The following is a 24,022-nucleotide window of genomic DNA, read 5'->3' as shown; positions in this document are numbered from 1 at the left end:
GAATGAACAGAGTGAATGCTGAGTAAGACACTGCACTCAACAACTCCAGCGCTCAACTGATGTATGACGGCTGAAAGCTGATAGCTATGTCTACTCCCTTCCATATCTATCATCAAATCGCTCGATGTCAGTTTCATCAAGTATCGCTCCGGTTTGTACTTCGATAACGATCAGTGGTGTGTGTTGTTGATTAGCAAGACTGTGTAATTGTTTAGCCGCAATATAACAAGATTGATCAGCTGTTAATTCAAATTCGTCATCGCCTACTCGCACACTTGCCACTCCAGAAACAACAACCCAATGCTCTGCACGGTGCTGATGTCGTTGAGTTGAGAGTTTTGCGCCGCTGTTTACGATGATTTTCTTTACTTTAAAGCCAGTGCTTTCAATTAAAGTTCGATAGTTGCCCCAAGGTCTGAATACGGCTTGATGGTGGGTTAGTTTATCGTTATCGACAACAGCAAGCTGTTTAAGTAAATCAGGGAGCTTATCGAGCGCACTTTTGTCTGCCACTAAGGTGGCATCATGAGTATGTATAATTGCTTTATTACTCACGCCGAGCGCCGCGATAGTGTGGTCAGCTTCACTTATAAGTAGATTATTCTCGCTATCTAAGCTCACCCCTTGCGAAGCTAAATAATTGCCATGCTGGTCTTTTTCTGCGATTTTCGACAATGCTGAAAAGCTGCCAACATCGCTCCAATTCAAATCAACAGGAATAACAGCAACGTTAGCGCTACGCTCCAAAATAGCATAATCAATAGAATCACTTGGGCATGCTGTGAGCGCATCCGCAACAGGCCGTTGAAAACCTAAATCTGCGGTGAAGCTTGCCGCTTTTGCGATACTGTTAGCAATCTTTGGCGCAAGACGATTAAGCTCACTTAAATACACATTTGGCAAAAATAAAAACATGCCGCTATTCCAGCCATACTCACCACTGGCAAGGTATTTTTCGGCTAATTGCAGGGCTGGTTTTTCTTTGAACTCAGCCACCTTAAAACAACCTTCATGGGCTAATGGCTCGCCTTGGCGAATATAACCATAGCCGGTATGTGGCTCAGTGGGAGTAATAGCAAAGGTTACTAATTGTTGTTGCTGACAAAGCGCTATCGCATTATCTAAGCAGGCAATAAGCTTATCAAAATCACTGATATGGTGATCAGCAGGCATGACTAGTAAGGGATCGGTTAGACCATTTTGCAATGCAAATTCAGCGGCCAAGGCAATCGCTGGCGCGGTATTTTTACCTTCAGGTTCAAGCAATAAAGTATAGCTATCTGTGATTTCTGCAACTTGCGCTTTAGCGATAAAGCGATGCTCTTCATTGCACACTAAAATTGGCGCATTAAATCGTGAGTCAGCCACTCGTAAAAGCGTGCTCTGTAACAGTGATTTTTCGCTAAGTAAAGATAAAAACTGCTTAGGCATCGCTTTACGCGACAAAGGCCATAAACGAGAACCTATGCCACCAGCAAGAATAACGGGGGTGATTTTGCGACTCATGATTGCTTATAGTAAATAATCCAACCATGAGTTTAACAAATTTTTGAGTATGCGGCTTCGAGCAATTACAGTAACTGAAATTGATCAGCATCTAAGTGAGCAGGAAACGCTCTTCGAAAGTCATCAAGCGGTGATTTTTCTAAGCGCTGAATAATGATGCCCGATTGGTCATCTTCAAGCTTCGCCAAGGTGTCGCCTTTAAAATCATAAACGGCAGTACCACCACTGTGGGCAACATTATTACCATCAGCACCAATGCGATTCACACCCACAACATAACAAAGGTTTTCCATTGCGCGTGCTTTTAGAAGAGTATCCCAGACATGGCGACGAGCTGCTGGCCAATTCGCTACGTTGATCATCACATCGTAGTCGTTGCAATTACGCTGAAATACAGGAAAGCGTAAGTCGTAACACACTTGCGGTAAAATACGAAAATCATTGATAGCGAATATCTCGCGCTGCTCGCCTGCTGCGACGAAATTGCCTTCGTTACCTAAACAGAATAAATGGCGTTTGTCGTAATACTTCACTTCGCCATTTGGCCAAACCCAATAAAAGCGATTAGCCTTTTTGTCGCCTTTTGCAACTAAAACAGAGCCTGCAACCACAGCATTTTTTTGCTTAGCAGTGGCTTTTAACCAGCTAAGTACCTCGCCTTGTTCTGGTTCGCTGCAATCTAGATTAATCGCAAAACCCGTGGCAAATGTTTCTGGCAAGACAATTAAATCAACCTGCTCGTTAAAACTGTTAAGCTGCTCTGCAAAGTGCGCAAGGTTGGCGCTTTTATCAAGCCAATGCAGTGATGACTGCACTAAAGCTAAGGTTAAAGTTGGCATAAAATCTCCGCGGCACGTTTTAATGTGTCATTATTTTTTGCAAAACATAAACGAATCACTTTGGCGCTGCTTGCGCTGTTATAAAACACACTGAGTGGTACAGCTGCAACACCCGCTTGCTCGACCAACCAATGGCAAAACTCAACATCATCAAGATCAGACACATCACTGTAATCGAGTAATAAAAAGTAGGTGCCTTCACTTGGTAATATTTTAAAACGGCTTTGCGCTAGTGCTTCGCTGAGCAAGTCGCGCTTTTGTTGATAAAAGCAACTAAGTTCATCAACATGTTCTGGCTCTAACTCGAGCATATCAGCTAGTGCATGCTGGGCAGGCGTAAAGCTTGAAAAAGTCACATATTGGTGAATTTTACGAAACTCCACCATGAGCTGAGCAGGTGCAACACAATAGCCCATCTTCCAGCCGGTGCTGTGAAAGGTTTTGCCAAAGCTTGAGATCACAAAACTGCGTGCAAATAACTCAGGGTCGGTCAGCGCACTTAAATGCAAAGCGCCATCAAAGGTAATGTGCTCATACACTTCATCGCTAATTACAAATAAATCATGCTTAGTAACAAGCGCTTTAAGGGCATTAATATCTTCTGTTTTAAAGATTTTACCGCTTGGGTTATGTGGCGTGTTGATGATGATGACACGTGTTTTGTCTGTTATAACATCGGCTACAGCTTGCCAATCGATTTTGTAGTCTGGCGCATGCAAAGCAACATGAACTGAGCGACCGCCAGCAAGCTCAATTGCCGGTTGATACGAGTCATACGCGGGGTCAAATACCACAACTTCATCACCCTCTTTAACAAGCGCTTGAATTGCTACGAATAATGCCTCTGTTGCCCCTGAAGTGACAGTAACTTGTTGCTCGTAATTTATGTTGTTATGGTATTTTCTAGCTATCAAAGCCGCTATTTGCTGTTGTAGCTTTGCAACCCCACTTGAAGGCGCATATTGATTTACCCCCTCAAGTACATAATGATTGAGCTGTTTTTTTAGTAATTCTGGCGCATCAAATTCAGGAAAACCCTGAGATAAATTAAGCGCTTGGTGCTTATTTGCTAAAGCGGTCATTTGACTAAAAATACTGGTGCCTAAATTCGGCAATTTACTTTCAAACACAGAGGTTCCTTAAAGATGGTTTTGCGCCCGAAGCGATGCTATCATTGCTTAAAACAGATGTATAGCCGTCTAAATAACTTTTAGAATGTCGAGGAATATATGCATAACAATACCGCTATTTCAGAACTAATTGAAGCTGGTAAATGGGTAAGCCAACGTGGCTGGGTCCCTGCTACTGGTGGTAACTTTTCAGCCCGCACTGCAAGCGGTTATGTCGTAACAGCAAGTGGTTTCGATAAAGGTCAACTCGGCACTCATGCATTTATTGAATTTGATCATGAAGGTAATCGCACTAGAGGCTCTGGCAACCCATCAGCTGAAACTGAGCTACATTTAAATATGTATAAGCTGATCCCATCAGCTAAATTTGTTTTGCACACTCATTCTGTTGCGGCAACCGTGTTATCGCGTGTGATCAAAGGCCACGCTATCAATTTGCATGGCTACGAAATGCAAAAATCTTTAAGCGGTGTCAAATCGCACTTAGATACCTTAACTATTCCTATTTTTGATAATGACCAAGACATTGACCGTTTAAGCTTACTGGTCAGTGATCATCATCTTCACACGCCTATTGAGCATGCCGTATTAATTCGTGGCCATGGTTTATATGTCGTTGGCCGAGATATCAAAGAGGTACTTCGTCATTTAGAAGGATTAGAGTTTCTATTTAGCTGTGAGCTTGAGCGCCTAAAACTAGAAGGTATTCAAGCTGGAGTTCAGCCATGATCAAAGCAATTTTAACCGATATTGAAGGCACTATTACCCGCATTTCTTTTGTTAAAGACGTATTATTTCCTTACGCGGCAGGGCAATTACCTGAGTTTGTAAAGTCACATCAAAGCGACCCAGAAGTAGCAGCCCAAATTGAGGCTGTTAAGGCACATATAGAGCAACCAGAAGCCGATATCGACACGGTCATTAAACATTTAATTCATTGGATTGAAACAGATCAAAAAATTACCCCACTCAAGCAGTTGCAAGGGTTAATTTGGCAAACGGGCTACGAAAGTGGTGATTTTACTGGCCACCTTTACCCAGATGCTTATGACTTTTTACAAGCCCAAAAGCATGCTGGTAAAAGTTTATATGTCTACTCATCAGGCTCAGTAAAAGCCCAACACCTGATTTTTGAGTTTTCTGACTACGGTGATGTTAGACCTTTATTTAGTGATTACTTCGACACTAAAGTCGGTGCAAAACAACAGCAAAGCTCTTATGAGAATATTATCGCCGAGCTGCCATTTGACGCTGCCGAAGTATTGTTTTTAAGCGATGTGGTGGCAGAGCTTGATGCTGCCAAAGCAGCAGGCCTTAGAACTTTGCACCTTGTTCGCGATGGCCAAGCGGTAAGTGATGCTCACCCATATATCAACGACTTTTCGGAATTTAGCGCGGAGCTGTTAGCATGAGTCAATTAACTATTTATAACGATAACAACGCAAACGACATACTGTTTCATAGTGAAGACTTAAGCGCGATTGCGAGTGAGCTGAATGCGGTTGGCGTTCGCTTTGAGCAGTGGCAAGCAACGGCACAGATTGACCAAGAGACCAGTCATGGCGCTATTTTAACTGCTTATGCTAAAGATATAGAGCGCTTAAAAGCTGAAGGCGGCTATCAAACAGTGGATGTTATTTCGCTTGCTAAGGGTAATCCAAATGCCAGCGAACTACGCAGTAAATTCTTGTTTGAACATACACATAGCGAAGATGAAGTTCGTTTTTTTGTGAAAGGCCAAGGCTTATTCTGCTTACACTTAGGCGACAAAGTGTATCAAGTGCTTTGCCAACAGGGCGACCTAATTTCAGTACCAGAACTCACACCACATTGGTTTGATATGGGCAACGACCCTGAATTTACTGCAATTCGCTTATTCAATAATACCGAAGGTTGGGTCGCTAAAAGCACTGAGTCAACTATTGCTACCAACTTCCCACTGCTGGACTAACATGGAAAAACTATTCTCGTACGGTACCTTACAGTACCCGCAGGTTCAGCTTGATACCTTCGGGCGTTTGCTCGAAGGTCAACCTGCTACGCTAACTGGGTATGTCATTGGTGAAGTCGAGATCACCGACGAAGCCGTACTTAAAAGTAGTGGTCAACGTTTTCACCCGGCTTTAATCAAAACAGGCAAACAAACTGATATTGTTAATGGCACTATTTATTTAATCACCGAACAAGAGCTTGCTCAGGCAGATACTTACGAAGTAGATGATTATCAGCGAATTGCAGAAACATTCCAATGTAACAACCAAGCTTGGCTATATGTTGCAAAAAACAGCCTTTAATTTACAAATATAAAACAAAAAGACCCAAATTAAGAACAAAAGCTGCTATTATCCTCCCCATTAATAAGTACTAATTATTTGCTAAAGGACTAAACATGGGGTCGGCATTTTCACCCTTACGCGATACCGTTATTTATGTGGGTGAGTGGCAACTTAACACTCAGCAGCAAACCATCAGCGATGGCACTCATAAGCGTGAACTAGAACCTTTATTATTTAAATTACTGTGTTTCTTTATTGAGCATAATGATCGCATTATCACTCGCCAAGAGCTGGTTGAGAATATTTGGCAACAAAGCTTTGTTGATGACAATGCCATTAACCGTGCCATCTCTGAACTAAGAAAAACTCTTAAATCAGAAAAACAGCCCGGGCAAACCATTAAAACCCATTATCGCAAAGGTTATAGCCTATTTATTGAAGTTAAGCCTCTTGATCACACTGTGAGTACAGAGCCGCTAAAAACAGAAAATGTAATAACAGTAGATAAAGACGCTGATACTCAAGTTAAACCTACGGCCATTAATGAACAAAAAGCGCATTCTTCACGCTGGCCATGGCCTTTTGCAGCGTTAGTGCTTGGTTTATTGATTACTGCTATTTGGTTATTTTCACAACAGCCTAAAGCAAATGATGAAGTACAAAACGACGCGCCATTTTTAGACCTACAAGCTGAAACCATTTCATGGCATAAAGGCTCTCACTATCGTTTAATGCTAAGCCATGACAAAACTAAGCTTGCTTATATTCTAGAAAATGATGGTCAAAGTCTTTTTGTCGTCGACCTAACCACTAAAAAAGAATACGTGATTGCCTCTGGCAATATCTTTTTACAGGGTTGGTCTGAGGATGGAGAGCGATTATTTTACGGCTCTTGTGAAAACAAAGACTACAGCGATTGCATCACTTGGCAAGCAAGCAACCTGTTATCAAGTGAAGCGTTAATAAAGCCACGTATCAACCAATCTTTACTTAATTCTCAGCCAAGTCAGTACATTGAAGTGGGTGATGTCGCAATTTCAAGGCGTAATAATTACCGTGGCTTAACTCATTTATATGCTTTATATGCACAAGATTTAAAAACCGGTGAAGAAATTCGCATTAGCACACCCAACATCACTGGCACTGGGGACTTTATTTTAACAACTATAAAAAACCCGAGCCGCATCATCTTTGAGCGCCATAATGTTGGCCAAGTAGAGATATACATGGCGAATTTAGATGGCAGCTCGCTAAAGCTTTTAACTACCAACGATTACCGTGCATGGGTAGCCACATATGATGAGCAGACCAACTCACTAATTTGGTATAGCCGCGGCACCTCAACTATTGAGTCATTCTCTTTTGATAGTATGAGTCGACAACCCGCTATAAAAGCGCCAGTAAAACGAGCAAATTATGCTTACCCTTTAAGCAAAGAAAGTGTATTGATCAGTACAGACCTTCACGATAAAGATGCCGCAGTCTTTGACCTTAATTCAAAAACAATGAGCTACATCGCCACAGCGAATAAGCATGAAGACGACTTAGTCGCATTAGCCAATAATGATGTGTACTTCTCTGACTTTGAGTTTTCAGAACGACAACACTGGCTCAGAAAAGCAAACCAATACATCAATATCACTGGCAAAATTGGTGAAGATAGTTCAGTAATTGCAGCAAATAGTGACAGTAGCCGACTTGTTAGTTTTAATAAAACCAATCAGCAATTAACATTATTAAATGCCGCTGATTTCTCAGAAATTAAGCACTGGACACTTCCTGGTAGTACCAAGTTGGCAGCTATAAGAGGTAACAAGATTGCCGTGCTATATACCGATCTTAGCAATCAGCTAAATCAAATAATGATTCTTCACACCAACAGCGATGAAGTAATCAAAAGCACTATAGATACACCCCTAGCTATTGCCTGGTATGACGATACACAGCTAATTGTGCATTCTAAATACGATAAATACCTGCTTTTAGACAGCGATAACAATATCTATAGTGAGCTGACTACACCAGACAAACTAACTGAGTTAAAGCCTTCTATTGTGTCGATGGCAAGTAACCTACATAGCTTGTATATCGCCACTGATACTGAAGTTTTCAGCATTAATTTAGCCAAAATGCAGGGCGTTGAGTCAGTACTTCAAATGAAGCCTTCTCACTATATATCGCGCCTTAATGCTAAAAACGACAAGCTGGCAGTGACCTTCTTAACTGCCAACAATCAAAATAGCATTGAGCTCTACACTAAAAAAAGTGCAGAGTAATTTACGACTTTAACTGTTTTAGAATACCTTGCTTGATATCGGACTGGTTATAAACTCCGCTATCGAGCACCCAGCCTGTGACTAGGCTCGCCGGTGTCACATCAAATGCCGGGTTATAAACCTTCGCGTTAATCGGTGCCCACATCGCTTCACCAAAACTACCACTAACACCGCGCACTTCATTAGGACTGCGTTGCTCAATTTCGATATCTGCACCACACAACGTTTGTGTATCAAGTGTAGTAAGTGGCCCAACGACATAAAATGGAATGTTATGGAAATGCGCTAACACAGCGAGATTATAAGTGCCTACCTTATTGGCAAAATCACCATTTGCAGCAATACGGTCTGCCCCTACAAAGATTTTATCTACTTTGCCCGCAGCCATTAAACTCGCCGCCATGTTATCGCAAATCAAAGTATAAGGAATTTGCCAGCGCTCAAGCTCAAAAGCTGTTAAACGACCGCCTTGCAGTAGCGGCCTTGTTTCATCAACCCAAACATGAATATCACCATGGCGTTGCTGCGCTTTATAAATCACACCTAATGCAGTGCCTACGCCCGCAGTCGCTAACGCACCAGTATTACAGTGGGTTAAAATGTTATCTCCCTTATTTACCAAAGCCGCACCACGTTCTGCCATGCTATCGCAAAGGGCAATATCTTCTTTAAATAACTGCTCAGCAGTAGAGACAACAGCTGCAACATAATCAGTCTCTGCAAGCGCTGCACGTAACTTGGCCATGCAGTGCATAAGGTTTACCGCTGTTGGGCGGGTTGCTTCTAGTTCATCAATGGCAATAGCAAGTGCTGATTGACTCATGCCTTGCTCAGCTAGGTGTGCAACCAATAAGCTCGCACCTAAGCCGATTAAAGGCGCTCCCCGGATTTTCAAAGTCAGAATCAAATCTTTCATCGTTTCAACATCGTTACATACATGCCAATGCTGTTGATGTGGCAATAAATACTGATCAAGCACGGTTAGCGTACCTTGCTGATATTTAATACTGCTGGCGATGAGATCTTGCATACTGAATCCGAATAACTAATGAATAACTAATTTAAGTGAATAGTTATTTTACATCAGTTTTGATAACTAACAAGTTAGATGTATGGACATCTAAACGGTTGCAGGTATAGAATGCTCAAAGTTAATTGTATTACGAGATAAAGCCATGGCTAAATACACTGCCTTTAATGCAGAGCATGCTGTTGATTACATTAAAGAACTTGTTAAAAATGAACTAATTTCAGTCTTCCCTGCTGATGCAACACTGACTGCATACGAGTTTGGAGACGGAAACTTAAACTTAGTTTTTCGGGTTGCTGATCAGCACAACAACAGTGTAATTCTAAAGCAAGCACTCCCTTATGCCCGCTGCGTAGGTGAGTCATGGCCATTATCGTTAGACCGCGCAAGAGTCGAAGCCGAAGTATTGATTAATCATGGTAAGTTATGCCCAGAGCATACCGTGGCGATATTGCATCACAATGTAGAGCTGGCATTAACCGTGTTAGAAGATTTAGGTGAGTTACAAATTTTACGTGGCGCACAAATCAACGCAGAGCAATTTCCATTATTGGCCAGTCATGTTGCGCTCTACTTAAGCCGAACAGGCTTTTATAACTCAGACTTTTACTTATCTGCTGAAGATAAAAAAGCCAAAGTCAGTCAATTTATTAATCCTGAATTATGTAAGATCACAGAAGACTTATTCTTTACTGATCCGTACATTGAGCATGAGCGCAATAATTTCCCAACTGAGCTTAATGAGCACGTCGAAAGTATTCGAAATAATGATGGTTTAAAACTGGCCGCAGCGAAATTAAAAGCTAAGTTCTTATCATGCCCGCAAACTTTATTGCATGGCGATATGCATAGTGGCAGCATTTTTGTTGATAGCAAAACCACTAAAATGATCGACCCAGAGTTTGGCTTTTTTGGCCCTGTTGGCTTTGATATCGGCTCATTTATGGGTAACTTGCTAATAAATTACTGTGCCCAAAACGCCCGTATTACAGAGCAAGCAAAACGCCGCCAGTATCAAACCCATTTATTAACCTGCTTACAAGACTGCTATAGCCAATTTGAGCAACATTGGTTAAACCTAGAAAGCAGCGAAGCAACTGATATTAGCTTTGCAAACCGCGCCTTTAGCGAAGATTACTTACAACATGTATTGCGTGATGCGATTGGCTACTGTGGCGCTGAACTTATTCGCCGTACTATTGGTTTAGCCCATGTTGCAGATATAGACGGTATTGAAGACGCGCAAGCTCGTTTAGCAGTACAACAGCAAACGCTCGTACTTGGCGAGCAACTGATGCTCAATGCCAAAAGCTGTAACAATAAAGACGAGTTCTTTTCTTTATTAATCAGTTTATTAAACTGATAGTCAAAAAGTAAAAAGGCGCTCAATGCGCCTTTTAATTATTCAACTAGATTATTTATTGTAGTGCTCATACATTTTATCGAGCGGCTCTGATAAACCATTTTCTTGTACCACTCGCACATGTTGGCGAGCTAACTCGCGGGCACTTGATACACCACATGAATGAGCAATCAGCCCTGCACCATAATGAATAAACTTATTATAATTGGCGACTCGTTGTGCCTTATCGGTCACATCGAGGCCTCGCTGTAAGCGTTCATTATGAGTCGTAATACCAGTCGGGCAGGTATCTTTATTACATTGTAGAGCCTGAATACAACCAAGCGAAAACATATGACCACGCGCCGACACAATAAAATCAGCCCCTAGCGCCAATGCCCAAGCCACTTTTGACGGTACGATTAGCTTACCCGATGCAATCACTTTCACTCGCTCTCTGAGACCATGTTTTTTTAGCAGATCAACAACCAAAGGCAGGCTCTCTCGTAGCGGTAAACCAACTGAATCCATCAAGGGTTGAGGGGCAGCGCCCGTGCCACCGTCGGCACTATCAATAGTGATAAAGTCAGGGGCAGATTCAATACCACGATTATTAATTTCGCTGAACAAGGTTTCGAGCCAAGTGTATTCACCAATCACCGCTTTAAAACCAGTTGGTTTACCTGTGGTACTGCGTACCGTTTCAATCATATCGAGTAAATCTGCTGGGCATTTAATCTCTGGATGACCATTTGGACTAATCGAGTCATGCCCTTCAGGAATACCCCGAATTTTTGCAATTTCAGCAGTCACTTTGCGCCCTGGTAACATCCCCCCTTTACCGGGTTTAGCGCCTTGACTCATTTTAATTTCGAACATTTTAACTTGTTCGTGCTCAGCAATCGCTTTGAGTTTTTCGGTGCTTAATTTACCGTGCTCATCTCGTACACCATATTTTGCCGTGCCAATCTGAAACACAATATCAGCGCCACCTTCAAGGTGGTAAGGGCTGAGCCCTCCTTCACCGGTATTCATCCAACAACCTGCTAACTTTGCACCTCGCGATAGTGCGCGAACAGCGGGTTTAGATAAGGCACCAAAGCTCATACCTGAAATATTAAATAACGAGTTTGTTGTATAAGGAGCTTGGCAGTAAGGTCCTAACGTGACTTCGCTCGGGTCGAGTGCGTCTTCATCTAAAGTCGGAAACGCACAGTTCATAAACATCACAGTACCTGTTGCTTCAAGGCTCTGGGTTGAACCAAAGGCCGTAGTACGGTCAACATTTTTCGCAGCACGATAAACCCAGCTTCGCTCAGCACGATTAAATGGTAGCTCTTCCCTATCCATGGCAAAAAAGTATTGTCTGAAGAATTCACCTTGGCGTTCAAAAAAATAACGAAAGCGGCCGATCACCGGGTAATTACGGCGAATCGCCTGCTTAGATTGCGTCACATCACTAATGTAAAAGCACACAATCACAAGCAAACCTATGCCGAGTGCAAAAATAAACAAGCTGGCAAAAACATCGATACTAAAAATTATAAAATCACTCATCCAAGGCCCCTTTGTGAAATGACATCCTTCAAAGCATATAAGGTGTTTATATTACGTGCAATAAACAAAAAAGGCGTGATGTAAGTCACGCCTTTTCGTTTCTTTTATGCCGCTATGCTGCTCGTTTGGCTAATTCAGCTTTAATATAAAGTTGAATTTGCTCTTCAAGCACTGACATTGGCACTGAGCCATGACGTAATATTTGATGGTGGAATTCGCGAATATCGAAATCTTGACCAAGTGCTTGCTCAGCTTCGTGGCGTAAACGTTTAATTGTTAGCTCACCAATTTTGTATGACAACGCTTGTGCAGGCCATGAAATATAACGGTCAGTTTCGGTCTTCACGTTGTGTAATGAAAGCGCGGTGTTTTCGCTCATAAACTTCATTGCGCGTTCGCGGCTCCAGCCATACATATGCATACCTGTATCAACTACTAAACGTGCTGCACGCCACATTTCATAGGTTAAACGACCAAAATCACTGTATGGGTCTTGATAAAAGCCCGCCTCGATACCTAAAAACTCCGAATATAAGCCCCAACCTTCACCAAATGCCGACAAATATGCATTACGGCGATAACTTGGTAATGACTCAAGTTCTGCATTTAGCGAGATTTGTAAATGATGCCCTGGTACAGCTTCGTGTAAAGTTAATGCTTCAAGAACATACAACGGGCGCTTATCTAGCGCATAAGTATTAACCCAGTAATAACCTGCTTGGTCATCACGGCGAGAACCTGAGTAACGGCCGGTTGTATATTTAGGGGCAATACTCTCTGGCACTGGCGCAACACCGTACGGCATTCTTGGCAAGGTGTGGAATAACTTAGGTAACTGCGCATCCATTTTCTTGGCGATGTAAGACGCTTCTTTTAGTAAATCTTTTGGTGTTTTTGCGTAAAATTGCGGATCAGTACGTAAAAAGTGCACAAAATCAGCAAACGAGCCTTCAAAGCCTACTTTCTCAATAATTTTTTCCATTTCTGCACGAATACGCGCAACTTCTTGTAAACCCAGCTCATGGATTTCTTTTGGCGTCATATCTGTGGTGGTGTAGTACTTAGCGCGATTTTCGTAAAACGCTTTGCCATTCGGTGTACTTGAAATACCAATATCTGTACGTGCACCCGGTTGATACTCATTGTTAAAGAAAGTTAAGTAACCTTGATATGCCGGAATAACTTGTTCTTTGATAATGGTTTGCGCTTGCTTTTGTAGCGCTGCAAACTCGCTATCACTTAAACCTGCCGTGTTATTTAAAAATGGTTTGTAAAATTCAGACTGTGTCGCATCATCAACAATATAAGCCGTGATTGAGTCTTGATAGCCTTCTAAAACAGCCTTTGGTTGGGTTAAACCCACTTCAAGACCTTTACGCATCCAGCCGATATTTTGCGAAAAATAGCGGGGAATTTGCTGTAATTTAGCAAGATATAGCTGGTAATCTTGTGGTTTTGTGTAATCTGAGCTTGATATCATAAATGATAGGCTAGAATGGAAGCCATACTCAGATGTCAGCGGCATATAGTGCGCATTAAACACATATTCATCGACACTATTTTGCACTTGGCCACGCAAAATAGTCAGGTTAATGCGGTTTTCTTCCGATAACTTATCACGGTCGATAGCGTCTAGCTCGGCAAGTAACTCAGTATTCTTCTTGTATTTTTGTTCTAAAAATTCAGCCGATAGATTTTCTAATAAATAACCATCAACGCCATTTTCTTTACCATATGGGCTGATGCTTTGGCGGTAATTAACAATATTTTCGGCTACTTGAGTAAATTGCTGATCAGCATCAATATTTGTTACTTGGCAAGCGCTTAAAGTACAAGCTAAAGCAACCGCAATAACAGAACGGTTTAAAGTTCGCGACAGTGTTTGTTTCATAGCATTCTTTTTAGTTTTAATCAGTATCGCTAAAGTAGCGCAGCACTGGCTAAAACCCAAGCAAATGCGACCAAGCTCAGGTTAAATACGCTCAAATTAACAGCGTTGTGTAAATAAGAATGAGCAAGGTTTAAGCAATTTTTAATTACACTTGTTAAAGTTGTTGAGAAAATCAGCTAATAGACACAAACGAAACAAATTTAAGTTCCAAAATTAGCGATTTTGCTTTTAAATAGACTGATTACAGATTACTGTAGACTCAGTATTTATGCTTGGAAGCAAATAAACTTTACGGAAGAGATGATTAATTGGTTGATATGCGTATTTAGTGGTATTGAAAAATGATGTTCCATGATCCCATGGCTATTGCTCAAGAAAAAATGACAAAGGTATGTATCTTTTTAGAACATCATGCATTACCGCCGTCACCACTTAACTACCAAGTTGTTTACACCTACGTCAGCCAGTCTAATCCAAAACTTAACGCCGCTATTGACCGTGCCATCGCACAAAGAAAAACCATCGATTGTGTCTATGTAGAACAGCTTTATTTCGATTTTATAGAGCAAGGCCATAAAATGAAAACCGCCATTGTTCGCAACGTTGACTCAGTAATTAACACTCTTTCACGTAATGCTAGCAATAACGAACAAAATATTGTGCGCTTTGCAGATCAAGTTAGTGACTGTGTGCATTCAATCGATGAAAACAATATTGAGCAAACGCGTCACGCATTAAAAATGCTCAGTAAGCAATCAGAAGTGCTGCTCAACCAGCACCGTCAATTTAAGCAAGAAATAGCAAAAGCCAAATCACTGCAAGAAAAAACCCAAAAACAACTCACTCAATTACGCAAACAACACATTACCGACCAACAAACAGGCTTATATAAGCGCCATTACTTGAATCAACAAACCCAACTTTGGGTTGGCCAAAATAAAGCGGTTTGTGCTATCTCTATTCACATTGAGAACTTAAACCATTTTATTGAAAACTATGGCGATGTCATTGGTGAGGTCATTTTAAATAAAGTCGCCAAGCAAGTGCAAAAATACGTACAAGAAAGCGGTTTACCTGGGCGCACGAGTAAAGATGAATTTACCATCTTACTTGCTGATATAGAGCCTGAAACTGCAAACTTAATTGCCGAAAAAGTACGAAATGGCGTAGAAAAGCTGCGCTTTGTCAGCTCAAAAAATGGCACCAAACTTCCTGCTATCACCCTGGCCCTAGGTATCGCTAAACATGAAGGCGATGGCGGCTTTAACAGCTTAGCCCGTAAAGCCTCTTTAGCTGCCGCTAAAGCCAAGTCACTTGGACAAAGTAGTTTTATTGCCGGCCAATAAAGTTCAAAACTGCGCTAAGTCATGAAAAGCCACGCTAATCTGATGATTTAGTTATAATCAAATTGCACCCCACAGCTACAATCAAGTACACTAGTCTTTATTGCCACGATAGAGATTAATCATGAACGAGAATCAAGAAAAGACCACGCATTTTGGCTATAAAACCGTTGCTGAAAACGACAAAGCATCAATGGTTGCAGATGTATTCCACTCAGTCGCTGCAAAGTATGACGTAATGAATGATCTTATGTCGTTCGGTATTCATCGTTTATGGAAACGCCAAACTATTGCAAGTTCAGGTGTTCGCAAAGGTCACTATGTATTAGATCTTGCCGGCGGTACAGGTGATTTAACCGCTAAATTTAGTCAGTTAGTGGGTGAAACCGGTCAGGTTATCTTAGGCGATATTAACTCTTCAATGCTGAAAGTTGGCCGTGAGAAACTTCGTAACCTTGGTCGTGTTGGCAATATCGAATATGTTCAAATGAATGCAGAAGCATTACCATTTCCTGATAACAGCTTCGACTTAATTACGATTGCCTTTGGTCTTCGTAACGTGACCGATAAAGATAAAGCTCTGCGTTCAATGTATCGTATTCTTAAGCCTGGTGGCCGTTTACTCGTGCTTGAGTTCTCAAAACCAGAACAAGAAATATTAAGCAAAGCCTACGATTTCTACTCATTTAATATCTTACCTAAGATGGGTGAGCTGGTTGCGAATGATGGCGAGTCTTATCAATATCTTGCTGAATCAATCCGTATGCATCCAGATCAAGAAACATTAAAAGGCATGATGGAAGATGCAGGTTTTGAACAAACCAGTTATCAAAACCTTACTGGCGGTATTGTTGCCCTTCACCGTGGTTTTAAATACTAAAAATTCTGTAAATTAAGTAGGTAACGCGATGTTAGCAAACGCTCTGTTATCACTAGTCGAACGAATCATTAATCAACTGCTGCAGTTAGACCCTCAGTTAAAGGGTAAGCTTGCTGCAATTGCTGATAAACAGCTGTTGATTGAGATACGTGATTGGCAACAGTCAATTTTGTGTGTTTACAGCGACGAGCAAATTCACTTATACAGTACGCAAGAGCGTAGTTTTGATTGCATGATCAGCGCCGATATCGACACCTTGTTGGCGCTTAAAGATCCATCAATGCTCACGCAACTCATTCGCCAAGATAAGCTCGACTTACAAGGCGATTTAAATCTTGCACAAGGTTTCAGTAATGCCTTTGCTGAGCTTGATATTGATTGGCCAGAACATTTTTCTCGGTACATTGGCGATGCCCCAGCGCAACAGTTGTGGCTCTCTATTCAAGCTTTAAAACGTCGTGGCTCACAAACGAAAAGTAAGTTAGAAAACACCTTAACAACGCTTTGCCAAGATGAGTTAGCAGTGACTATACACCCGCTTGAGCTTGCTGAATTTAAACAGCAAAACCGCCAATTAAAAAGCCAAGTATCTCAATTAGAGATGCGAATTAACGCGCTGTTACAGTCTCGCTAATGCGCTAAGGAACTTGTGTGTCGTCTGCTCGTCTTTATTACATCACTAAAACCCTACTGAGCTATGGCTTAGACGAATTAATTCCACGTAAACGAGTGCCTTGGTTTGCCAAACTCGCCCGTGGCAGCTTATTTTGGTTACGTAACCAACATAAAGATAAACCTGCAGGTATGCGCTTACGACTTGCTCTGCAAGAGCTTGGCCCTGTATGGATCAAGTTTGGCCAAATGCTTTCAACACGCCGTGATTTACTCCCTCATGATGTCGCATTAGAGCTTGCACTACTACAAGATCAGGTTGAACCTTTTGAAGGTGAACTTGCCCAGCAGCTTATCGAAAAAGCGCTGGGTATTAATGATATTAGTGAATTGTTTAGTGATTTTTCGCAAACACCTTTAGCATCAGCCTCGATTGCACAAGTTCACACGGCAACCTTAATTGATGAGCATGGCGCACCACAAGATGTGGTAATTAAAGTCATTCGCCCTAACATTAAAGAGCAAATTGATGCCGACTTAATGCTAATGCAAAAAGTCGCGCGCTTAGTTGCTAAGCTATTAAAAGAAGCCAAACGTTTACGCCCTATTGAGGTAGTAAACGAGTACAAAAAAACCTTGCTCGATGAGCTCGACCTAATGCGCGAAGGGGCGAATGCGATTCAGCTACGCCGTAACTTTGAAGACTCAGATTCGCTCTACATTCCTTTTGTTTACAGCGATTACAGCCGCAGTAACGTATTAGTAATGGAGCGCATTTACGGTATTCCGGTATCAGATACCGACGCATTGCTGGCACAAAATACCAATATGCAGCTGCTAGCTGAGCGCGGTGTCGAAGTATTTTTCACACAAGTATTCCGTGATAGTTTCTTCCACGCTGATATGCACCCAGGTAATATTTTCGTTTCTCGCGAAAACCCTCATAACCCAAAATATATCGGTATTGATTGCGGTATTGTAGGCACCCTTAATCGTGAAGATAAGCGCTATTTAGCAGAAAACTTTATTGCCTTTTTTAACCGTGATTACCGCCAAGTAGCACAACTACACGTTGATTCTGGCTGGGTACCCGCCGATACCAGCATTGAAGAGTTTGAGTTTGCCATTCGTACTGTGTGTGAGCCAATTTTCAATAAACCACTGGCCGAAATCTCGTTTGGCCATGTGTTAGTCAACCTGTTTAATACGGCTCGTCGCTTTAATATGCAAGTTCAACCGCAATTAGTGTTACTGCAAAAGACGCTGTTGTATGTTGAAGGCCTTGGCAGACAACTGTATCCGCAGCTTGATTTATGGAAAACCGCTAAACCTTTTCTAGAAGATTGGGTCAAAGAACAAGTTGGTCCGCTTGCAGTAATGAAAAAAATGTATGCGAACTTGCCATTTTGGGCAGAAAAAATGCCTGAATTACCTGATTTAATTTATCAAAACTTAAAGCGTCAACAACAACCTGTACAATTGCCAGCGCCGCAATCTGCTAAACCTTTGTTACTCAGCATCTTTGCTGGCAGCTGCTTGATTGTTTCAGGCTTATGTTATTTGCAGCATGACTTAGTTGCCACTGCAATTACCGCAGGCTTTGCTGTAGCAGGCTTTATTGCAGCATGGCGTAGCGCATAAACTAAGTGCTATTTATGTTTTGGTGAGTATAATCGAGACAAGTCTATTCGATAAATTTGAAAAAACGGAGTAACCCATGGGTTTTGGTGGTATCAGTATTTGGCAATTAATCATTATTTTGGCAATCATCGTATTGTTATTTGGCACAAAAAAACTTCGTGGCATCGGCGGTGATTTAGGTAGCGCAGTAAAAGGCTTTAAAAAAGCCGTATCTGATGATGACCAAGCTAGCGCTAAAAGCGAACAAATAGAACAAGCTTCTAACACGCAAAACAAAGAAACCGTAGAGAAAAGCAAAGACGACCATAAGGCTTAATCAACATGGGGATGTGGGAACTTGTTGTCGTACTGATCGTGGGTCTAATTGTATTAGGCCCAGAGCGCTTGCCTGTGGCAATTCGCACGGTTAGCCGCTGGGTAAAAACCTTAAAGTCAGTCGCCAACTCAGTGAAAGCAGAAGTGAACGAAGAACTCCGTATCCATGAGCTTCACGAAAACTTAAAAAAAGCAGAGCAACAAAACTTGCAAGAACTATCTCCAGATCTGCAGGACTCTGTAAACGAACTTCAAAAGGCTGCTCAGTCAGTCACCCACAGTTACAAAAAAGACACGCCTGAAAAAGCAGAAAGTAACAATAATGACGAAAAAAAGTGAATTTAATCTCTGCTTTTGTGGTCAATAACAATGATGATGAATAGTAAACTATGACCGAGCAAGCTCACACAGGCTTTGTTGGCCACTTAATTGAGTTACGAAATCGACTCATGAAAGCTTTGTTAAGCATTTTGCTAATATTTATCGCCTTGGTGTACTTTGCCAACGATATATATAGCTTTGTTGCAGCACCACTTATTGCAAACTTGCCTAGCACTGCCACCATGATCGCAACGGATGTAACGGCACCTTTTTTTGCACCGTTTAAACTCACCTTATTTGTGGCGTTATTTGCTGCTATTCCTATGATACTGCACCAAGTTTGGAGTTTTATAGCACCTGGCTTGTATCAACATGAAAAGCGTATGCTAATGCCAATTTTGGCCTCTAGCATTTTGCTATTTTATAGTGGTATCGCATTTTGCTACTTTGTGGTGTTACCTATTATTTTAGGTTTTTTCACTAACACTGGCCCTGATATGATGACATTAGCGCCTGATATTAGTAGCTACTTAAGTTTTGCTTTAAAACTATTTTTTGCTTTTGGTATTGCCTTTGAAATACCTGTTGCCATCATGCTGTTATGCTGGAGTGGCGCAACAACAACGAAAAGTTTAAAAGAAAAACGACCTTATATCGTGGTAGGTGTATTTGTGGTTGCCATGTTTTTAACACCTCCTGATGTACTGTCACAAACATTACTAGCATTACCCATGCTGTTATTATTTGAATTAGGTTTAATTTTGGCTGCATTTTATACCGCCAAACCTCAACAGGAATCAGAGGAATAAATGAAAAAACAACTCATTCCATTCGTTGCACTGTTAACGATTACTGGCACTGCACAAGCAAACGAAGTTAACTTACAAGCATTGCAAGCCTGTACTTTTGTTGAAAATGATTTTAACCGCTTACTTTGTTACGACAACGTGATGGCAGGTAAATCACTATCAAAGCCTGCGACAAAGAAACAAATTGAACAACCTGTTGCAAGCTCAGCTGCAGCTGCTTCCCCAGCACCTGTTGCCGCAGCAGGAGCAACAAATGAACAAATCGTAAGAACAAAAAATGAAGACTTTGGTTTAGAGCATAAAGAAGTTGCTAAAGTAAACGATGACCAAATTAGCGCTAGTGTAAAAAGCGTGAAAAAAGCCCCTTACGGTGAACTCATCATCGAACTTGATAATGGTCAACAATGGCGTCAAGTTGGCTCTGATAGCTTACGTCTAAAAAAACAAGATGTTGTGGTTATTGAACGTGGCGTTTTCAATTCTTTCCTTTTAAAAGTTGAAGGCCAAAACCGTTCGATTCGTGTAAAGCGCACTAACTAATGAGCATTTCGCTGGTTGATGCTGGCGTCAACTTAAGCAATCATCAATTTGATGATATTCATGAAGCTGTGTTACAACGTGCCGCTGAGGCAAATGTAACGCAGCTGCTTCTTATCGGCTGCGATCTGCAAAGTAGCCAAGCCTCTCTTAACCTCGCCAAACAATTTAAGCAATTTTGCACTGCGGGGGTTCACCCTCATGATGCAAAAACCGCCGACGAACACCTTGAAGAACACTTAACAACGCTTAGCCAAAACCAGGAAGTAGTTGCTATTGGTGAATGTGGCCTCGATTACAATCGTGACTTTTCTCCTCGGGACGTTCAGCGCAGCGTTTTTAGACGCCAACTGCAGCTAGCTGAGCAGCTGAATATGCCAGTGTATTTGCATGAGCGAGATGCTAGTGAAGATATGCTCGCAATTTTAAGTGACTTCAAAGTACGAGGCGTATTGCACTGCTTTACGGGGGATGAAAAAGCGCTACAAAGTTACCTAGCAATGGGGCTTTATATCGGTGTTACGGGCTGGGTCTGCGATGAACGCCGTGGTGAGCAACTTCAAGCCTTAGTGCCATCAATCCCTTTAGATCGCTTGTTAATCGAGACTGATGCGCCTTTTTTAATGCCAAGAAATATTAGACCAAGACCGAAGTCTCGTCGCAATGAACCTCAGAACCTTCCTTATGTGTGTCAGCAAATTGCTGATTTAAAAGGCTGTGAATTTACTGAAGTGGCAAAACAAACTACACTAAACTTTCAACAATTATTTTCCATAAAGGGTTAAGATGAAGCGCCTATGGTCACTTTGTGGCGTACTCTTCGTTTTTTTATTTACTCCTTATTCATTGGCTAACCCACTTATTGTTAGCTCACAATTTAAGTCTCAACATACGCTAAATGTTGAGTACACCCTTGATCCTATTACTCAACAACAAGCGTTTAGCAATGCTAATGTAAAATGGCTGAAAAACCGAGGTGAAACCTTAAATCTAGGCATGACTTTAAAGCCTCTGTGGCTCAAGCTATCGATAAAAAACACATCGTTAAATGATGTCCCCCTGATATTATCGATAGATAACCCTTTACTAGATGAAGTAAGCGTCTTTCATCTGCAAGGTGGGCATGTGTTATTTAACACCAAAATTGGTGACGCCGTTCCTTTAGCTAGTCGGCAAATTAAAAATGAATCGCTGCTAGCCTCATTAACTATTCCAAAAGCCAGCCATTCCGAAATCTTCCTCAAAGTTAAAAACAATGGTGGTTTAAGAGTGCCCCTAAGCCTTTGGAGCCCCTCTGAATATCTAAAACATAAAAGTAAGTTCAATTTATTATACGGCTTATTAGTCGGTTTTATTTTATCTCTCGCACTCACTAATTTAGTGCTTTATGGCTTCTCTAGACGCCGCTATTTCGCCTACACAGGGTTATTACTTACCTTACTTTGGTTGTCATTAGCCTACCTTTATGGCTATGGTTATCGTTACTTACAACCGAGCGGTTCATCGTTTCAACAGTTAACTATTCCGACTCTATTTTTTATCTGTGGTGCGTTATTTGTGCCCTTGCAAGGCTATATATTCGGCTTTACCAAATCTCGCTTAAATCGCTTTCAGTATTGGCTAGCGTGGGCGGTTGTACTTATTACTGTAACAATGTGGTTCTTACCTATTCATATTGCTATTACACTTTGCTTATTAAGTTTACCTGTGGTGCTTATCATCTTTGCAAGTATTGCTCTAAAGCAGTTTAACCGTGAGTATAAACAGCCTTGTAGCGCTTTTCTAATCGCCCTATTCGCTTTCTTCTGCGCCATTATTTACAGCGCACTTGGGGTATTTAACCCGTTTAATTTAAATATCGGAGTGCTGTCACTTACCTTTATTTGCTTTTTGGTTTGTAGCTTAAGTTTAAGCTATGCAGTTATAAAACTGTTTTTGATGCAGCGCGATGCTGAAGTTGCAGCACAACAAAATGCCTTAGCTGAGAGCAAAGCTAAAGATACTTTAATGCGCGAGCGCCTTGAACTGCAAGAACAAGCTCGCCAAGACCTTGAAGCGAATATCGAGGAGCGTACCTTTGAGTTACAAGTGACATTACGCGAGCTTGAAGAGAAAAACCGAGAGCTTGAACAACTCAATATGGAAGACGCGCTGACAAAAACCAAGAACCGCCGTTACTTCGATAAAAAGCTACTAATGGATATTCGCCGCTCGCGACGTGAACAAACACCTTTAGCCATCATCATGTTAGATATTGACCATTTCAAAGTAATTAATGACACCTACGGTCATTTAACCGGTGATCAAACCATTCAATCAGCTGCCGATGTCATTAAACAGCACCTGAAACGACCTCTCGATGAAGTGGCGCGCTACGGCGGCGAAGAATTTGTCGTGCTGTTGCCTAATACGCCACTGACAGGTGCATTAGAAATTGCCGAACAAATACGCAAAGCAGCCCAAAATACTGATATAATAGTTGCCGGAACAACGATTAAATTTACTTTGAGTGCAGGTGTTTACAGCGCAATTGCTGAAGACATTAATAACCCAAGTTTATTCACTGACTATGCCGACAAAGCCTTATATCATGCCAAGCAAACAGGTCGAAATCGCGTAGTGAGTTATCCTCTACCAGACTAGGAGTATACAAAGCATGGCCCAATCAGGACTCGACCTTTTCCCTTATACACGTATGCGCCGCATGCGTCGTGATGACTTCTCTCGTCGCCTAATGGCTGAAAACCAACTAACTGTTAATGACCTTATTTTTCCTGTATTTGTGTTAGAAGGTAAAAACCGCCGCGAAGCTATTGAGTCTATGCCTGGCATTGAGCGTCTTTCTATCGATTTACTACTTGAAGAAGCAAAAGAGCTTGTTGAATTAGGTGTTCCTGCAGTGGCTATTTTCCCGGTAACACCGAGCGATAAAAAATCTCTACTTGCTGAAGAAGCCTATAACCCAGATGCATTAGCACAACGCACTGTCCGCGCGCTTAAAGAAGCTTTTCCTACATTAGGTGTGATCACAGATGTTGCACTTGACCCATTCACCGTTCATGGTCAAGACGGCATTATCGATGAAGACGGTTATGTGATTAATGATGTCACAACTGAAATTTTAGTTAAACAAGCGCTATCGCATGCCGAAGCGGGTGCGGATGTAGTTGCACCATCAGACATGATGGATGGACGTATTGGTGCAATTCGTGAAGCACTCGAAGCCGAAGGCCATATCCACACTCGTATCATGGCTTACTCTGCTAAATACGCCTCTAGCTATTATGGCCCATTCCGTGATGCGGTAGGTTCTGCAGGCAACTTAAAAGGTGCCGACAAAAAGACCTATCAAATGGACCCTGCGAACTCTGATGAAGCAATTCGTGAAGTAGCCCTCGATCTGCAAGAAGGTGCAGACATGGTGATGGTAAAACCAGGTATGCCTTATTTAGATGTAGTACGCCGCGTAAAAGATGAGTTTGGTGTACCCACTTTTGCTTACCAAGTAAGTGGTGAATATGCCATGCATAAAGCAGCCATTGATAACGGCTGGCTTGCAGAAGAAGCAATAATCATGGAATCATTACTAGCATTTAAACGTGCTGGCGCCGATGGCATCCTGACTTATTTTGCAAAACAAGCAGCTATTTGGTTAAAAAATAACTAATCTAAAGTAAATGTTCTAAAAATTGGTAATTATTCCTATTTTATTAACAT

At 41.6% G+C, this 24,022-nt stretch carries 23 protein-coding genes; 17 read left to right on the top strand and 6 right to left on the bottom strand.

Going from position 1 to position 24,022, the window contains the following annotated elements:
* Positions 1–90: 90 nt before the first annotated feature.
* From L1D51_RS01400 to L1D51_RS01390, 3 genes are all read right to left on the bottom strand, one after another.
* Positions 91–1,506, bottom strand: a complete 1,416-nt coding sequence (locus L1D51_RS01400; protein WP_239962262.1) for a mannose-1-phosphate guanylyltransferase/mannose-6-phosphate isomerase — start codon at positions 1,504–1,506, stop codon at positions 91–93.
* Between the two features lie 65 nt (positions 1,507–1,571).
* Entirely contained in the window at positions 1,572–2,345 is a 774-nt protein-coding gene (locus L1D51_RS01395) for an amidohydrolase (RefSeq protein WP_054562910.1), read from the bottom strand.
* Positions 2,333–3,475 carry a methionine aminotransferase gene (locus tag L1D51_RS01390; protein WP_338127918.1) on the bottom strand — a complete coding sequence of 381 codons (1,143 nt, stop codon included), beginning with the start codon at positions 3,473–3,475 and terminating at the stop codon, positions 2,333–2,335. The genes L1D51_RS01395 and L1D51_RS01390 overlap by 13 nt, the downstream gene beginning before the upstream one ends.
* A 99-nt stretch (positions 3,476–3,574) precedes the next feature.
* Here L1D51_RS01390 and L1D51_RS01385 point away from each other — a divergent pair, with 99 nt between their 5' ends.
* From L1D51_RS01385 to L1D51_RS01365, 5 genes are all read left to right on the top strand, one after another.
* Entirely contained in the window at positions 3,575–4,204 is a 630-nt protein-coding gene (locus L1D51_RS01385) for a methylthioribulose 1-phosphate dehydratase (protein WP_054562912.1), read from the top strand.
* Positions 4,201–4,887: an acireductone synthase gene (gene mtnC, locus L1D51_RS01380; protein WP_055020557.1), complete on the top strand. Its 687-nt coding sequence runs from the start codon at positions 4,201–4,203 to the stop codon at positions 4,885–4,887. Before L1D51_RS01385 ends, mtnC begins: the two co-directional genes overlap by 4 nt.
* Positions 4,884–5,426, top strand: coding sequence for a 1,2-dihydroxy-3-keto-5-methylthiopentene dioxygenase (locus tag L1D51_RS01375; RefSeq protein ID WP_055020558.1), 543 nt, complete (start codon positions 4,884–4,886; stop codon positions 5,424–5,426). The genes mtnC and L1D51_RS01375 overlap by 4 nt, the downstream gene beginning before the upstream one ends.
* 1 nt (position 5,427) lies before the next feature.
* Positions 5,428–5,769: a gamma-glutamylcyclotransferase family protein gene (locus L1D51_RS01370; protein WP_055020559.1), complete on the top strand. Its 342-nt coding sequence runs from the start codon at positions 5,428–5,430 to the stop codon at positions 5,767–5,769.
* Between the two features lie 95 nt (positions 5,770–5,864).
* Entirely contained in the window at positions 5,865–8,027 is a 2,163-nt protein-coding gene (locus tag L1D51_RS01365; RefSeq protein WP_239962260.1) for a winged helix-turn-helix domain-containing protein, read from the top strand.
* Between the two features lies 1 nt (position 8,028).
* On the opposite strand, the gene mtnA is transcribed toward L1D51_RS01365, so the two are convergent.
* Positions 8,029–9,057, bottom strand: coding sequence for an S-methyl-5-thioribose-1-phosphate isomerase (gene mtnA / locus L1D51_RS01360; RefSeq protein ID WP_239962258.1), 1,029 nt, complete (start codon positions 9,055–9,057; stop codon positions 8,029–8,031).
* A 145-nt stretch (positions 9,058–9,202) separates the two neighbouring features.
* Here mtnA and mtnK point away from each other — a divergent pair, with 145 nt between their 5' ends.
* Positions 9,203–10,420, top strand: a complete 1,218-nt coding sequence (gene mtnK, locus L1D51_RS01355) for an S-methyl-5-thioribose kinase (protein ID WP_239962256.1) — start codon at positions 9,203–9,205, stop codon at positions 10,418–10,420.
* 51 nt (positions 10,421–10,471) lie between these two features.
* On the opposite strand, the gene L1D51_RS01350 is transcribed toward mtnK, so the two are convergent.
* Entirely contained in the window at positions 10,472–11,956 is a 1,485-nt protein-coding gene (locus L1D51_RS01350) for an FMN-binding glutamate synthase family protein (protein WP_055020563.1), read from the bottom strand.
* Positions 11,957–12,068: 112 nt separating this feature from the next.
* Positions 12,069–13,847: a DUF885 domain-containing protein gene (locus L1D51_RS01345; RefSeq protein WP_054562920.1), complete on the bottom strand. Its 1,779-nt coding sequence runs from the start codon at positions 13,845–13,847 to the stop codon at positions 12,069–12,071.
* A gap of 359 nt (positions 13,848–14,206) precedes the next feature.
* Between L1D51_RS01345 and L1D51_RS01340 the strand changes: the two genes are divergently transcribed.
* The 11 genes from L1D51_RS01340 to hemB all read left to right on the top strand — a co-directional run bounded on the left by L1D51_RS01340 (position 14,207) and on the right by hemB (position 23,972).
* Positions 14,207–15,193, top strand: coding sequence for a GGDEF domain-containing protein (locus L1D51_RS01340; RefSeq protein ID WP_239962353.1), 987 nt, complete (start codon positions 14,207–14,209; stop codon positions 15,191–15,193).
* A 121-nt stretch (positions 15,194–15,314) separates the two neighbouring features.
* Entirely contained in the window at positions 15,315–16,070 is a 756-nt protein-coding gene (gene ubiE, locus L1D51_RS01335; RefSeq protein ID WP_055020565.1) for a bifunctional demethylmenaquinone methyltransferase/2-methoxy-6-polyprenyl-1,4-benzoquinol methylase UbiE, read from the top strand.
* Positions 16,071–16,098: 28 nt separating this feature from the next.
* Positions 16,099–16,704 carry a ubiquinone biosynthesis accessory factor UbiJ gene (locus L1D51_RS01330; RefSeq protein ID WP_058586104.1) on the top strand — a complete coding sequence of 202 codons (606 nt, stop codon included), beginning with the start codon at positions 16,099–16,101 and terminating at the stop codon, positions 16,702–16,704.
* A gap of 17 nt (positions 16,705–16,721) precedes the next feature.
* Positions 16,722–18,323, top strand: coding sequence for a ubiquinone biosynthesis regulatory protein kinase UbiB (ubiB, locus tag L1D51_RS01325; protein ID WP_054562923.1), 1,602 nt, complete (start codon positions 16,722–16,724; stop codon positions 18,321–18,323).
* 76 nt (positions 18,324–18,399) lie between these two features.
* Positions 18,400–18,639 (top strand): Sec-independent protein translocase subunit TatA, encoded by a 240-nt coding sequence (gene tatA, locus L1D51_RS01320; RefSeq protein ID WP_054562924.1) that lies wholly within the window; start codon positions 18,400–18,402, stop codon positions 18,637–18,639.
* 5 nt (positions 18,640–18,644) lie between these two features.
* Positions 18,645–18,977, top strand: a complete 333-nt coding sequence (gene tatB, locus L1D51_RS01315) for a Sec-independent protein translocase protein TatB (RefSeq protein ID WP_054562925.1) — start codon at positions 18,645–18,647, stop codon at positions 18,975–18,977.
* A 50-nt stretch (positions 18,978–19,027) separates the two neighbouring features.
* Entirely contained in the window at positions 19,028–19,768 is a 741-nt protein-coding gene (gene tatC / locus L1D51_RS01310; protein WP_054552341.1) for a twin-arginine translocase subunit TatC, read from the top strand.
* Complete coding sequence (locus L1D51_RS01305; protein WP_054562926.1) at positions 19,769–20,308, top strand: hypothetical protein; 540 nt, start codon at positions 19,769–19,771, stop codon at positions 20,306–20,308. It begins immediately after the preceding gene.
* Entirely contained in the window at positions 20,308–21,090 is a 783-nt protein-coding gene (locus tag L1D51_RS01300) for a TatD family hydrolase (protein ID WP_054562927.1), read from the top strand. The genes L1D51_RS01305 and L1D51_RS01300 overlap by 1 nt, the downstream gene beginning before the upstream one ends.
* A gap of 1 nt (position 21,091) precedes the next feature.
* Positions 21,092–22,948, top strand: a complete 1,857-nt coding sequence (locus L1D51_RS01295) for a sensor domain-containing diguanylate cyclase (RefSeq protein WP_239962254.1) — start codon at positions 21,092–21,094, stop codon at positions 22,946–22,948.
* 13 nt (positions 22,949–22,961) lie between these two features.
* Positions 22,962–23,972, top strand: coding sequence for a porphobilinogen synthase (gene hemB, locus L1D51_RS01290; RefSeq protein WP_062566302.1), 1,011 nt, complete (start codon positions 22,962–22,964; stop codon positions 23,970–23,972).
* Positions 23,973–24,022: the final 50 nt, after the last annotated feature.

It is taken from the genome of Pseudoalteromonas shioyasakiensis (assembly GCF_022398475.1).
Classification (GTDB): domain Bacteria; phylum Pseudomonadota; class Gammaproteobacteria; order Enterobacterales; family Alteromonadaceae; genus Pseudoalteromonas.
Note: the sequence above shows the minus strand (reverse complement) of the source record. Positions and strands in the feature narration are given on the sequence as shown.

Bases quoted from the DNA above. Each gene is read 5' to 3' on its own strand.
- L1D51_RS01400 (WP_239962262.1), bottom strand. From the start codon at position 1,506: ATGAGTCGCAAAATCACCCCCGTTATTCTTGCTGGTGGCATAGGTTCT.
- L1D51_RS01395 (WP_054562910.1), bottom strand. From the start codon at position 2,345: ATGCCAACTTTAACCTTAGCTTTAGTGCAGTCATCACTGCATTGGCTT.
- L1D51_RS01385 (WP_054562912.1), top strand. From the start codon at position 3,575: ATGCATAACAATACCGCTATTTCAGAACTAATTGAAGCTGGTAAATGG.
- mtnC (WP_055020557.1), top strand. From the start codon at position 4,201: ATGATCAAAGCAATTTTAACCGATATTGAAGGCACTATTACCCGCATT.
- L1D51_RS01375 (WP_055020558.1), top strand. From the start codon at position 4,884: ATGAGTCAATTAACTATTTATAACGATAACAACGCAAACGACATACTG.
- L1D51_RS01370 (WP_055020559.1), top strand. From the start codon at position 5,428: ATGGAAAAACTATTCTCGTACGGTACCTTACAGTACCCGCAGGTTCAG.
- L1D51_RS01365 (WP_239962260.1), top strand. From the start codon at position 5,865: ATGGGGTCGGCATTTTCACCCTTACGCGATACCGTTATTTATGTGGGT.
- mtnA (WP_239962258.1), bottom strand. From the start codon at position 9,057: ATGCAAGATCTCATCGCCAGCAGTATTAAATATCAGCAAGGTACGCTA.
- mtnK (WP_239962256.1), top strand. From the start codon at position 9,203: ATGGCTAAATACACTGCCTTTAATGCAGAGCATGCTGTTGATTACATT.
- L1D51_RS01350 (WP_055020563.1), bottom strand. From the start codon at position 11,956: ATGAGTGATTTTATAATTTTTAGTATCGATGTTTTTGCCAGCTTGTTT.
- L1D51_RS01345 (WP_054562920.1), bottom strand. From the start codon at position 13,847: ATGAAACAAACACTGTCGCGAACTTTAAACCGTTCTGTTATTGCGGTT.
- L1D51_RS01340 (WP_239962353.1), top strand. From the start codon at position 14,207: ATGGCTATTGCTCAAGAAAAAATGACAAAGGTATGTATCTTTTTAGAA.
- ubiE (WP_055020565.1), top strand. From the start codon at position 15,315: ATGAACGAGAATCAAGAAAAGACCACGCATTTTGGCTATAAAACCGTT.
- L1D51_RS01330 (WP_058586104.1), top strand. From the start codon at position 16,099: ATGTTAGCAAACGCTCTGTTATCACTAGTCGAACGAATCATTAATCAA.
- tatA (WP_054562924.1), top strand. From the start codon at position 18,400: ATGGGTTTTGGTGGTATCAGTATTTGGCAATTAATCATTATTTTGGCA.
- tatB (WP_054562925.1), top strand. From the start codon at position 18,645: ATGGGGATGTGGGAACTTGTTGTCGTACTGATCGTGGGTCTAATTGTA.
- tatC (WP_054552341.1), top strand. From the start codon at position 19,028: ATGACCGAGCAAGCTCACACAGGCTTTGTTGGCCACTTAATTGAGTTA.
- L1D51_RS01305 (WP_054562926.1), top strand. From the start codon at position 19,769: ATGAAAAAACAACTCATTCCATTCGTTGCACTGTTAACGATTACTGGC.
- L1D51_RS01300 (WP_054562927.1), top strand. From the start codon at position 20,308: ATGAGCATTTCGCTGGTTGATGCTGGCGTCAACTTAAGCAATCATCAA.
- L1D51_RS01295 (WP_239962254.1), top strand. From the start codon at position 21,092: ATGAAGCGCCTATGGTCACTTTGTGGCGTACTCTTCGTTTTTTTATTT.
- hemB (WP_062566302.1), top strand. From the start codon at position 22,962: ATGGCCCAATCAGGACTCGACCTTTTCCCTTATACACGTATGCGCCGC.